General features: G+C 43.6%; 13 protein-coding genes. 4 read left to right on the forward strand and 9 right to left on the reverse strand.

The window, feature by feature from the left end; genetic code table 11:
- The first annotated feature begins 75 nt into the window (after positions 1-75).
- The 3 genes from K360_RS0109080 to K360_RS0109095 all read left to right on the forward strand — a co-directional run bounded on the left by K360_RS0109080 (position 76) and on the right by K360_RS0109095 (position 3,469).
- On the forward strand, positions 76-1,692 hold the full coding sequence (locus K360_RS0109080) for a dipeptidase (RefSeq protein WP_024822845.1): 1,617 nt from the start codon (positions 76-78) through the stop codon (positions 1,690-1,692).
- Positions 1,693-1,867: 175 nt separating this feature from the next.
- The gene (locus K360_RS0109090; protein ID WP_024822846.1) at positions 1,868-2,200 is read left to right on the forward strand and encodes a cupin domain-containing protein; all 333 of its coding nucleotides are present in this window, start codon (positions 1,868-1,870) and stop codon (positions 2,198-2,200) included.
- A 72-nt stretch (positions 2,201-2,272) separates the two neighbouring features.
- Positions 2,273-3,469 (forward strand): MFS transporter, encoded by a 1,197-nt coding sequence (locus K360_RS0109095; protein WP_024822847.1) that lies wholly within the window; start codon positions 2,273-2,275, stop codon positions 3,467-3,469.
- Between the two features lie 45 nt (positions 3,470-3,514).
- Here the strand turns inward: K360_RS0109095 and kamA are convergent, their stop codons facing one another.
- The 9 genes from kamA to K360_RS0109140 all read right to left on the reverse strand — a co-directional run bounded on the left by kamA (position 3,515) and on the right by K360_RS0109140 (position 11,303).
- Positions 3,515-4,903: a lysine 2,3-aminomutase gene (kamA, locus tag K360_RS0109100; protein WP_024822848.1), complete on the reverse strand. Its 1,389-nt coding sequence runs from the start codon at positions 4,901-4,903 to the stop codon at positions 3,515-3,517.
- Complete coding sequence (locus tag K360_RS0109105) at positions 4,866-5,324, reverse strand: GNAT family N-acetyltransferase (protein ID WP_024822849.1); 459 nt, start codon at positions 5,322-5,324, stop codon at positions 4,866-4,868. The genes kamA and K360_RS0109105 overlap by 38 nt, the downstream gene beginning before the upstream one ends.
- Positions 5,321-6,367 carry a D-alanine--D-alanine ligase family protein gene (locus K360_RS0109110; protein WP_024822850.1) on the reverse strand — a complete coding sequence of 349 codons (1,047 nt, stop codon included), beginning with the start codon at positions 6,365-6,367 and terminating at the stop codon, positions 5,321-5,323. Before K360_RS0109110 ends, K360_RS0109105 begins: the two co-directional genes overlap by 4 nt.
- A 2-nt stretch (positions 6,368-6,369) precedes the next feature.
- Positions 6,370-7,473, reverse strand: a complete 1,104-nt coding sequence (locus tag K360_RS0109115) for a D-alanine--D-alanine ligase family protein (RefSeq protein ID WP_024822851.1) — start codon at positions 7,471-7,473, stop codon at positions 6,370-6,372.
- Between the two features lie 245 nt (positions 7,474-7,718).
- The gene (locus K360_RS0109120) at positions 7,719-8,870 is read right to left on the reverse strand and encodes a baeRF7 domain-containing protein (protein ID WP_024822852.1); all 1,152 of its coding nucleotides are present in this window, start codon (positions 8,868-8,870) and stop codon (positions 7,719-7,721) included.
- A 125-nt stretch (positions 8,871-8,995) separates the two neighbouring features.
- On the reverse strand, positions 8,996-9,496 hold the full coding sequence (locus tag K360_RS0109125; RefSeq protein ID WP_024822853.1) for a rubrerythrin family protein: 501 nt from the start codon (positions 9,494-9,496) through the stop codon (positions 8,996-8,998).
- A 59-nt stretch (positions 9,497-9,555) separates the two neighbouring features.
- Positions 9,556-10,359 (reverse strand): family 1 encapsulin nanocompartment shell protein, encoded by an 804-nt coding sequence (locus K360_RS0109130; protein WP_024822854.1) that lies wholly within the window; start codon positions 10,357-10,359, stop codon positions 9,556-9,558.
- A 33-nt stretch (positions 10,360-10,392) separates the two neighbouring features.
- A complete protein-coding gene (locus K360_RS0109135; RefSeq protein ID WP_024822855.1) occupies positions 10,393-10,749 on the reverse strand; it encodes an encapsulin-associated ferritin-like protein in 357 nt (118 codons plus the stop codon).
- Positions 10,750-10,811: 62 nt separating this feature from the next.
- Positions 10,812-11,303 (reverse strand): Hsp20/alpha crystallin family protein, encoded by a 492-nt coding sequence (locus K360_RS0109140; RefSeq protein ID WP_024822856.1) that lies wholly within the window; start codon positions 11,301-11,303, stop codon positions 10,812-10,814.
- A gap of 232 nt (positions 11,304-11,535) precedes the next feature.
- On the opposite strand from K360_RS0109140, the gene K360_RS0109145 reads away from it, so the two are divergent.
- Positions 11,536-12,108, forward strand: coding sequence for a flavin reductase family protein (locus K360_RS0109145; RefSeq protein ID WP_024822857.1), 573 nt, complete (start codon positions 11,536-11,538; stop codon positions 12,106-12,108).
- Positions 12,109-12,191: the final 83 nt, after the last annotated feature.

The raw sequence follows: 12,191 nt of genomic DNA on the forward strand, positions 1-12,191 counted from the left end.
TTGTATCAGAACGGACTCGACTTAAGATTGCACCACAATAGGTTTACGACGTTGAAAAAGGAGGAGATGGTAAAGATGAAAAAGTTACGCCGTGGAATTTTGGTAGTCTTTTCTTGTTTGCTAGTAGTCCTTATGACAATGTCTGCTTGGGCGTGCACTGATATTGTAGTAGGCAAAGATGCTTCTGCAGATGGCTCTGTTATTACATCTCATACGGCGGATGGCGCTTTTTACGATGCAAGAGTCCGAACAATCCCTGGGAAAACCTTCCCCAAGGGGAGCAAGGTTGATGTCTTCTGGAATATTGGTATGGATGAAGACTCTGAGCCAGTAAAAATAGGCGAGATTCCGCAGGTGGAGAAGACGTACACCTACTTCCATGTTGGTTACCCTTTCATGAATGAGCATGGTGTTGCTATAGGAGAAAGCACCATAGGGCAGAAGGAGGAGCTCAAAACCTTCCGTCCTGATGCTCGGGCTCTGTTAACCATCGAACAGCTCGAAATTTTTGCCCTTCAGAGAGGGAAAACAGCTCGTGAGGCTATAACTGTCATTGGAGAACTGGCCGAGAAATATGGATTCCTTCCCTCTTGCGGAACAGAAGGAGAGAGCCTTACGATCACTGACTCAGAAGAGGCTTGGTTGTTCGAGATTCGCAGTGCTGGATTTATGTGGACCCCTGATAGTGGCAAGCCTGGCGCCGTATGGGTAGCCCAAAGGGTACCCGATGACTGCGTATTAGTTGTTCCTAATATGAGCCGTATTAGGGAAATTAATGTGAATGATAAGAAGAATTTCATGGCTTCAAAGGATTACATGCAGCTGGCCATCGATAACGGTTGGTACGATCCCAATAGCGGAAAACCCTTTATTTGGCAGGAAGCCTACTCTCCTCTTACAGGAAATGACGACTGGTCTCTTTCTTCCATGTGGATCCGCAACCGCCTCTACACCCTCTACAGTCAGCTTGACCCCACTCGTGAATGGGATCCCTACGCTGAAACCATGAGCTATCCCTTTGCTGTCAAACCTCAGAAAAAGCTTTCTGTACAGGATGTAATGACGATGCTTCGTGGCCATATGGAAGGGACTCCTTTCGATATGGCTGCAGACAAAGCATGGTATGTCCGTGAAGGCGACAATATGGTGAAGAGCCCTCTCGCTACGCCCTTTGTTACAAAGGATATTCGGAACCTTCTCAACATACCTTATAGCAGACCTATATCAAAGTGGGATTGCGCATATAGCTTTGTCTCACAGGTTCGCCCCGGCTATCCTGCTCCTGTAAGAACGGTTCTCTGGTTTGGTTATGACAACCCCCATACCACATGCTACGTTCCTATTTATTCGGGCGTTCTTGAGACAAGGGAAAGTTGGAGAACGTTCGATCGTAACGCTTTCAGCCTCAACTCTGCACAATGGGCGTTTATTCTGGCTGACGATCTTGTAAATCGCCGTTACCAGGAAGCCATGGAGGATTTAAAAGCTGTGCGAGATCCTTTAGAGCAGGGATTTGCTAAACAGGTTTTGGAAATAGATAAAAAAGCGTTGGAACTCGCCAAGAAAGACCCAGCCAAGGCTCAAGAATATGTAACAAAATTTACGAACGAATGTATGGAAAAAACAGAAAAAACTTGGTGGCAACTGAACTGGGATCTTATAACGAAGTACAATAACAACAAAAAGAAATAACATTTAGTTCTTGTAGTTCAAGAAGGCCTTGAGCATCACCTCGTTACTGCTCTAATGGAGAAAATGGCTTTGGGGGTTTATGGCCATGACCATGTTTTTCATGGCTCCATTGCGAAAGGCGGAACCGAAATAGGTTCCGCCTTTCGTGTATTATAAGACTCAAGGAGGTGAGTAAATGGAAGGAAATGTAAATCTTTATAATCAGCAGACAGCAACTCTTGAGGAAGAGGTGATAGAACTCCTTTCTTCTCAGGGGAATGTGCGAATAGAGCGCATCCTTTCTATGGGGCAGGCTTCCCCAGAAGGATTTTGGTACGATCAGGAAGAGATGGAGTGGGTGTGTGTCCTTGAAGGACAGGGTGTTCTTCAGTGGGAGGATGGAAGCAAAAGGGTCCTTGAAAGAGGAGATTGGATTATGATCCCTCCCCATGTTCGCCATCGGGTTCTTTCAACAAGTGTAACCCCACCATGTATATGGCTAGCATTTTTCTGGAAGTATGAAAAATGAAATAGGATATTCGCTTTTTGAGTTAATCATGTTACGATATAAGGAAGTTATATTACCCAGGGGGCGTACGTGATGTGTGAAAGAACAGCAACTACGGTAGAAAATGGATCTACATTTAAATTGTCTCTCTTATCGATAGGTCACTTTTTCAATGATCTCTATGCGGCGTTTCTTCCTACTTTTGTTCCTACCATTATTTCTCGACTTGGCATTACTATGGCTCAGGCGGGGTTGTTGAATTCGGTGGTAGGAATTATGCACATATTGCTTCAACCCCTATTGGGCTATGTATCAGATAGAACAGCTCGTTCATATCTTGTGATGGTTGGTCCTATTCTCACCTGTTTGGGAGCTACATTTCTTCCCAGTTCCCCAACCTATGGTATGGCTCTTCTTTTCGTAGGGATATGGGGGATAGGGAGCGCCACTTTTCATCCTCAAGGGCATGGTGGCGTAGGACATGTAGTGCCTCAAGAAAAGCTCACAGCTTCGTTGGCTATTTTTAGTGTGGCCGGAAATATAGGAGTAACGGTAAGTCCTCTTTTTGCCGTGGCGCTGGCAAAACTTGTCGGAATTGAAAAGATACCGTATGTAGCAATAATTCCTGTTTTGATTGTAGCTTTCGCTATTTATCGATATATGCCAGTGTTGAGTCAGGAAGGAATAGCCTTCCCAAAGGTTGAAAAGGGCCTCTTTCGTTCTCTGGCTTCCGTTTTTTCTATTATTTACCCTGTTTGGGCTGTGTCTGTAGCTCGCGACGCTACAAGCCAGGGGATCCGTTTCTTTCTACCCATCCGCATTTCGGCAGAAGGCGGCGATATTAGCGCTGTGGGGACGATTCTCTTTCTAGTCATGCTTTTTAGCACGTTGGGGATGTTGATAAGCGGGAAGCTCTCTGATCGATTTGGTAAGGTTCGTGTTCTTATTTTTGTCCTTATAGCTGGGCCTCTGCTCATGATTCCTGCTGCTTTTATATCGGGGGGTGCTTCTATATTGCTTTATATTATTGGGACGTCTGTTATTAATTCCAGTATGCCTATTACTGCAGCTGTAGCTCAAGAGCAGGTTCCTAATTCCCGCGGCATGGCAAGTTCCATTGTTATGGGGCTTTCGTGGGGGTTGGCCAATTTATTAACTGGGCCTCTTGGAAAGATCGGAGATATTTTCGGCATTACATCTACTATGCTTGTTATAGCGGCTCTTCCGCTTTTGGCTTTACCCATGTTTTTTAAGGAAATTTTTCGAGAGAAGAAAGTTGCCAATAGATAAAAAAGGGGGGCTTGCTTGTGAAGGGGCCCCCCTTTAAACGTTCTCTTATCTGCCTTTCTCAGCAGAGGGCCACTTTTGACTTCGTTTTTTCCGAGGAAGGTTTTCAGGTTCCATCGAAGCCCCTTCTTTTTCAAAAAGAGCTGCAACTCCTCCCGAAGAAAGTTCTTTTTGGTGATTGCAAATAGCAGTGCAGTGTCCACCACATTTACTTTGGTTGTCATCTGGTTCTGTATAGACTGTAAGAACTCCCTCAAAATTCCTGAGGATGGTTTTCCGATCTGAACAGGAGACAACATAGTTTGGCATCACCGGAATTTTCCCTCCGCCGCCAGGAGCGTCTACTACAAATGTGGGTACAGCCATACCTGAAGTGTGACCCCGTAAGAATTCCATAATTTCAATGCCTTTCCCTATGGACGTTCTGAAGTGTTCTATTCCTTGTGAGAGATCACATTGGTATATGTAGTATGGCCGAACACGAAGCTTTAAAAGTTGTTGATTTAGTTCTCTGAAAATGTAGGGGCAGTCATTGATCTCTTTGAGGAGTACTGATTGATTCCCCAGAGGAATGCCTGCATCTGCAAGTTTGCGACAGGCTTCTGATGATTCTGGGGTAATTTCCTTAGGATGATTGAACTGAATATTCATCCACAAAGGATGATATTTTTTGAGCATGTTACATAGGTCATCGGTGATCCTCATGGGCATAACTACAGGGACTCGAGTGCCGATTCGTATAATCTCAACATGAGGAATGGCGCGGATTTCCTCCAATATAGATTCAAGCTGTTGGTCAGAAAGAGTAAGAGGGTCGCCGCCTGAAATAAGAACATCCCGAATAACAGGAGTTTTTCGAATGTAGTCGATACAGGCTTCTATTTCTTCATGGCTTCGAGGATGGTCTGTTTGCCCGGCAAAACGTCGTCGGGTGCAGTGCCGACAATACATGGAACACTGGTCTGTAACAAGAAGCAGGCACCGGTCGGGGTAGCGATGAGTGAGCCCTGGGACAGGCGAATCTATTTCTTCATGGAGGGGGTCTCTCTGGTCTGTTTGTGAGATCAATGTTTCCTGCAAGGTGGGGACACATTGTTTTCTAATAGGACAGTTGGGATCGTTCCGGTCCATTAGAGAAGCAAAATAAGGTGTAATAGCCATGCGTAAAACATTCAGGCTTCTTTTTATAGTTGAAAGTTCGCTTTTTGTAAGGGAGATAAGTCCCTCTAGTTGCTCCACACTTGTAATGCGATTAGCGAGTTGCCAATGCCAATCGTTCCACTGCTCCCCGCTAACCTCTCTTCGTAAATCTCGGAGAGCGGGCATCTTCTTTTTTCCCTGGTCATTTTTCCGGGTCCATTGGCGGACGTCAGAAAGGGACGCCGGTGTTTTTTCCACACTATCTCGAGGCTTTAATTTCCTTGGTGTAGATGACAAGGTCATCACCCTCCCCGTAAAAATCATGGATTCGTCCACTTTCTATGTAACCGGCTCCAATATAGAAATGTCGTTGCCCGGTATATTCGCTTCTACCAGATGTTTCTACTCGAATAACAGCCTTAGAATTGTGTTTTAATAACTGCTGCTCCATTTTTGAATTTAGAAAAATCCCTAACCCTTGGCGCTGGAAGCAGGGATTTACCACTATCCAGTAGAGATCCCAAGCAAAACGGGTCATGGGCGTAGGTCCGTAGATCAGGAAACCTGCTAAGACTCCCTCTCTGTATTCCTCCAGCACGATATAGTCTTTTGCAGGGGTTGACTCGTATTCTGTAAGAACTTCTCGCAGAACAGAAAGCTCTTCTTGTGTAAAAGCTTTTGTTGCTTCTGCAATAGCAATATACGTTTCTATGTTCATGATTTAGCCTCTTTTATATGGTCTTTTAACGCAAGATTGACTATATGGCAGATCAAATCTTCGTAAGACCTGCCCCCTTTCGTATACTGACGGGCGAAACCACTATCTCGAGTTAAAGCCGGGTTGGGGTTCACATCAATAACATAAAAATGTCCATCTTTTTCGCGTAAATCAACCCGAAAGTAGCCTTTACAACCAGCTATAGCTGCTGCCTTGGCGCCTGTTCCGATAATTAATTCTTTTTGAGCAGCAGGCAACTCCAGATCTTCTGGGCAGAGTCTCCAGTCAGGACTCTCCTTATCCCATTTCGCCTTGTATGTAAGAAATGGCGTAAGAGCGGGATAGCGATCGTAGTCAAGGGTGGAAACACCTACTACTTCATAAGGATCATTTCCTAGAAAAGCGATGCTATACTCAGATCCACCTAAAAACTCTTCTACAAGCAGGCCATCTGGGAATTGGGGCAATTTCTTTTGAAATTGCTCTTGTAACTCCTCATAGTTTTGGACGAGAGAGGTTTCGTCGATACCTACGCTCCCATCTTCTCTAGAGGGCTTAATAAATAGAGGGAAGGGCCATTTTTTTTTGCCCATAGATATGGAGGAATAGGAAGAGGTAATGCATATCCCCCACGGGACGGAAATACCTTCTTGGCGTAGACGCAGTTTCAAAGCCCATTTGTCGAGACAAAGGCGAAGGACATGTGAAGGGTTTCCGGTAAAAGGGATGCCTTTTTTTTCAAGAAGCTCGCAAAAATCTGCTTCTTGACAAGGCTGGGAGCCAAAACCTTCAAAAAGATTAAAGATACACACATCTTGAAAGTTTGCTACTCGTAAAAACAGGGAGGAAGGATTATCCAAGCCATGAGGAGTAACATCGAGATCGACTACAGAGTAGCCCCTCGACGTTAAAGCACATCCTACCTCTTCTCGGCATATAAGGCTGTCAAGAAGATCTTGGCGCTCTGTTTTTTCTTTTGCTGCGGCTATAAGAAGCCGCAGGGTGGTACTGGGAGGCTCGATATTCTGTTCGACGCTATGCATGATTAGTCCCTCTTTTCGGCACAGAGGGGTTCTTCCAGCCTGGATGTGTCGAGTCCATATCTGGAGAAGGCCTCGCGGAGGATGATTCGAAGAAGATCTGAATATTCTCCTCCGCTGAGGCGATAAAGGATAGGAAGGTCACTATACGCAGGTGACAACCCAGGCAGGGGATTGATATCGATAATATGAGGTTTATCTTTCTCATCAAGCCGAAAATCAATACGTGCAATATCCCGCAGCTCCAAGGCTTCGAAAGCGCGAACTGCCAGCTTGGCAATGTCCTTCCTTAGCATAGGCCCGAGGGTATCGGGACCGTTATATTGAATTCTTTCTATATAGTTTCTCTTCTCTTCAAGAGAGTAGAGAAACATTGCAGTCTCTTCTTTGGGAGTAATAGACATCATCCCAATACACTCTGGCTTTATGTTTCCAGCCACTCCAGCAGTGATTTCTATGCCGGGGAGGTACTCTTCGACGACAGCGGGTTGCTTATATAGGTTCCATATCCTCTGAACCCTGTCAACAAGCTGCTCTGAAGAGTCCACAATAGAATCATGGAATATTCCTTTTGAGGATCCTTCCCAACGAGGCTTTATAATATATTGCCTGTGGTGCTTGAAAAGGACTCCCAAATTATTGAAATCAACAGGCCTTTTAAATACCCTATTCTCTGGAACGGGTAAACCCGCGCTTGCAAGAAGTCCACTCGTAAGTACTTTATCTAGGGAGAGACCTAACGATACAGAGTCGGATCCGCTGAAAGGAATCTCCAAACTTTCAAGAATACACGGAATCTGTGATTCTCTGCCTCGAGAGGTACCCCGTCCTTCTGTTAGATTCAAAACAAAATCGGGCTTAACAGAGAGTAGTTTTTGTATGAGAGTGTCGTTCTGTTCAAACAAAAAAACCTGAAAACCATACTCTCCAAGTTCTTTAGCAATGGATTCAATGGTTTCCAGGCTGTCATATTCCTCGTAGAGATCATCAGGTTCATGATCTTTCGCTTCACAGCGTAGATTATAAGTAACTCCTATCTTTTCCACATCTTTACCGTTTGAAAAATTCGGTAAAGGATTTTCACGTTCTTCTCCAAAGATGTATTCCATTTTTTAACCCCCGATAACAATAAAATATTTCCCCTTTTCCCCGCAAAGGGAGGTTTCTCGCTGATAACATTTGGCGTTTTTATAAAGCCTATTGGCTCATTTTTCCCTCCTCAAAGCGGTTTTTAATCGCCTGTTTTATCGTGGGTTCTTCTTAAGCGGATTATATGCTTTTTGTAGGTAAATACAATAGGGCAATCTGCAAATCTAAAAAAGGCGGGGCCTTGCAAGACCCCGCCTGAGAGAGATCAGAATCGGAAAAGAGCAGCTACATTTCCCTTGTCGGGAATGTTCTCTGCAGGAAGAACATAGACGCGGCCGCCACGAAGAAGGGAATGAGTTGCTATAAAATCAAGGAGGTCAATATCTTCGACTTTTTTCTCTTCATGAATAGTGGCTTTTACAGCCTTTTCATCAAAAGATCCCCAAATATGATTCCCTAAAGCAACGAAGACAGTATCTATTTTCCCTATATATGCTGCCGCAGCCGTTTCTTCTACATCTGTAGATGTTTTCCCAGTACCCTTCATTTCTATATATAACTCGGCAAACTTTTGTTCCTCTTTTTTAAAGAAAGGATGAACTATTTCCCACCCTTTCTCGCCTAATTCTTGAGGGCTCAAAAGGTCAGGATTCCCGTTAATGCCTTCATCCATGAGGCAAGGATATGTATTAGCCTCTTTATAGAGAGGTAAGAGGAAATCAACACCAGCGAGGACCAATGGAGCTTGTCCTTCTCCAAGGAGATCGCTGATCCCCTTATCTATTTTTTGAAAAAATTTTAGTATATATTTTTTCTCTACTTCCGCTCCCCATCCTTGGCTATGCATAATATATCCTTTCCCACCAGGTTGATCGGGAGTAACAGCATGATATTGGAACTGACGTTCCGGAGTATCGAATCCGAGGGCTTCTATTATATCCTGAGGTAAGCTCTCAACATCTACTTCTCTAGCAGCACTAAAGCGGGTTCCCTCTATGAGTCTGATACCTTTTTGGCTGATCCCAAGGACATAAAATCGTCCCTCTCTTCCGAGAAGCGGGAAAAGGGGTTTTATGTGAAAGTGGTCAGAGGTCACAATAACATCGTGAAATTTTATGGGTTGATTAAAAGTAAGAAAGATGTCTGGAGATAAAAAAAGGGCGAGTCCTTCGTTCAAATTTTGCCAAAAGAGAGAGTTGGCAAGAAGCTCTCTTGCGGGATTGAGGAAGGCTCGAGCATCTTGTTCTTTCATGCCAAGTTCCTTAAGGCGTTGCTCTCCATTTTGAAGCATGGATTTGAAACGGATTTGCCCCTGCCGAGGCTCACCAATAGCAGGGTTCCCCATATAGAGAGATAAACACGGCCCCTGACCTTTTTCTACAAGACTCTTTAAGTTTTCTCTGGTCAGTATTTTCATATAGAATCCTCCCTTCATATATGACTCATATATGATTTCTCATTCATACGAAGAAATAGGGGAGAGGAGTGTCCCAATACTAGAGACAAAAAAGGGGGTATCCCCCCCTTTTTGTCATGCGCTTTTTATTCGATGGTTTTGAAAACTTTTGCGCTAGCGCCACAAATGGGGCACGTATCTGGAGCAGATCCTTCTTGAACATAACCACAGATTGGACAGAGATAAAAATCTCCATCCTCTCCTTTTTTCATGTTTTCTAAAGCGTGCTTATAAAGGTTCCCATGAACTTTTTCTGCTTCGTTAGCAAAATTGAAAAAGCGGAGAGCCTCTTTTTGTCCGTCAGCTTGAGCATCTTTAATAAAAGCAGGGTACATTTCTGTGAATTCATAAGTCTCTCCTTCAAGAGCTGCCTGAAGGTTCTCTTGGGTGCTTTCTACCCCGCCCATAGTTTTAAAATGACTCAAGGCGTGAAGAGTTTCTGCTTCTGCGATGGTTCGAAACAGCTTCGCAATTTTAGGATATCCCTCTTTTTCTGCCTGCTCGGCAAAGGCTAGATATTTCCTATTTGCTTGGGATTCTCCTGCAAAGGCTGCTGCTAAGTTTTGCGTTGTTTTCGATGAACTCATATGAGTAACCTCCCTCATTAAAATTCTATGTATATTATACCAGGGAACCGTATTCTAATCTATGAAGTAGTAAGAAGAATAATCGCCTCTGGGTTAATAACTCTGAAAGTAAAGGATTCAGTAAGGAAGAAAGTCCCTTTTTGCCCTTCATTTCCAATATAGCCCAAGGAAAAATCTTGTCCCACTATAAGCTCCATATCTCCGCCTCGAATGGAGACGAGAAAAGATCCTTTATCGTGAGAAGAGAGAATGACAGGTCCACCTAGAAGATCCTTCAGGTTTTTAGCTAGCGGGTAACACTCGGTAGCAGAGTGAAGCTTTTGCCAAAAAACTGGAGAAGCTACAAGAGCATAAGGACCTGATACGCCATCCTCTTGGAAGCGATAAAGCCCTTGGCTTACAGTTTCAAGTATTCCTGTTGCGGAAGGCGTTTTTATAGCGAGAGAACGGCCATGTCCAGCTTGTAAGAGACCTTCTATTTTTGCAGATGGAAGGCCGGTATAAATGGTTTTTTCCTCAAAATCAGCAATGTGTTTCGTAGCTTCTTCAAGAGGGGTGAGGTCGGGATTTTTTAAGCCCCGGGTAATGTTGTCGAGCTCCCAAAGGTCAAGGTCAAAGACAGCTCGTGCTTCTATAAGAGGTAAGACTTCGTGGATTCCGTACATTACACCTTTTGGGGGCTGTTCCTTTTGTATCTCCAGCCTGCCGCAAGAATGGGCTGCATAGTCCCATCCTTTAGGCCCTGTTATGTCTACGAACTTCCGGGCAGAAAGGCGAGTTTCAAGAATTCGTTTAGCTTGTTCATCCATTTCATGCCATGCTTCCGCACTTACCATTTCGGTTGACCTTCTAAGTATATCCACGTGGAATCCCTCCTTCTCTCTAATAATAATTCTCTATCGCTTAAGACTGCCTATATTGAGGGTTCCTGAAGATGCCTCAATCTTTTTAGCAGATTCCTCTGACCCGGTTTTTTCTATTTGGAGTAAGGGTTTATTTGTGAAAAGATATTGACGCAATTCTTTGTCCCAGCCAGGCATATGGCGACGTAGCCATTCTATAAGCATAGCGGCATGTTCTATTTCCTCATCTCTGTTGTGCCCAAGTAATGTTTTAAGTTCCTCATCAGTAGTAGCGTTAACTCGCTGGTTGTACCAGTTAATCGCTTCAAGCTCCTCTTGCATGCTTTTTAACACCATAGCGCAATGACGAGTCAGAGTATCCAATTGCTCTACAGGTTCTGTGTACTGCATTTTCCCACTCCTTTCGACAAAAAAGGCGGATAAGCCTTTTCACAAGCCTACCCGCCGATCCCTTAATGAGCGTCCTCACTCTTTATCTCAACAACTTTGCACTCTTCAGGATGTTTTTTCTCGGTAATCTCTATAGTGAGAATGCCGTTTTTATACGACGCATGGGCGCTGTCTGGATCCACTTCTTCTGGAAAATGTATCACTCGAGATATATTTCCATAATATCGTTCTGCCCTGAAGTAGTCTTCTTCTTTCAGCTGCCGTTCATCGCTTCTTTCAGCATTCAAGACAAGCCTGTCTGGATAAATTTTTAAGTCGACTTTCGAAGGATCAATGCCAGGAAGCTCAAATTCAGCAATGAATTTACCATCTTTACGATATATATCGCTTCGAGGGACAGCTACTGGGGAGTACCGCTCTTCCATCCATGGAAATGCAGAGAAAAAATCATCAAAATCTTTCATCATATCGTGCATCATGGATTCCATCCTGGGACCCCAGGGGCTTAAGGGAAACATCCTTTCCAACGGCCTTTTCATTAAAGAACGCCTCATTTAAGCGCACCTCCTAATAATTTAACTTATTTTGACCTTTCGCTGTTTATTATATAGGTCAGCATTGGTTAGATCAATGTGTATGTGAAGTAAATAATCGTAATTGAAAAAGATTATTCTTTAAAATGCCTTGCGACATTAATTTTTTGTGGTTTTTTGCATCTCTAAAAGGTAGTGTATAATTAAAAATACAATTGCGGTTCATTGAGGCGAAGAGAGGAGGAATGAACAAGTGAAAAGATCAATAGGCATTCATATGCCTGTCTACCCGGCTCCAGTTCTTATTATCGGGAATTACGATGAAAATGGCAAGTCGAATATTATGACAGCAGCATGGGGAGGGATTTGCTGTTCTATTCCCCCATGTATCAATGTATCTCTACAAAAGAGCCGATACAGCTATAAAAATATTCTTGAGCGAAAAGCCTTTACAGTCAATATTCCGTCAGAAGAATATGTAAGTGAATCAGATTATTGTGGGATCGTTTCTGGCCGGGAGCAGGATAAGTTTGAAGTCACAAACCTAACCCCTATACATGGAGAAAAGGTAAATGCTCCCTATGTGGAAGAGTTTCCTGTTTCTATGGAGTGTCGCTTGTTACAGACTATAGAGTTAGGTTCTCATGTCATGCTTATTGGAGAGATTGTCAATACTTTGGTTTCTGAAGGATGTTTAACAGATGAGAATTATCCGGATCCCATAAAGGTAAAGCCCATTATTTTTACACCCAAGTTTCGTCATTATTATTCATTAGGTAAAGATTTAGGAGAGGCATATGTTTTAGGGAAAAAGTTTTTTAAGTAAAGTGAAAGAAATATGTCTTGCTACGCAAGCCTGCGGCCCTCTATCCGCAGGCTTATGTTTCTTAAATAACCTTGTTATTATTT

It is taken from the genome of Aminobacterium mobile DSM 12262, from assembly GCF_000526395.1.
Lineage (GTDB): Bacteria > Synergistota > Synergistia > Synergistales > Aminobacteriaceae > Aminobacterium > Aminobacterium mobile.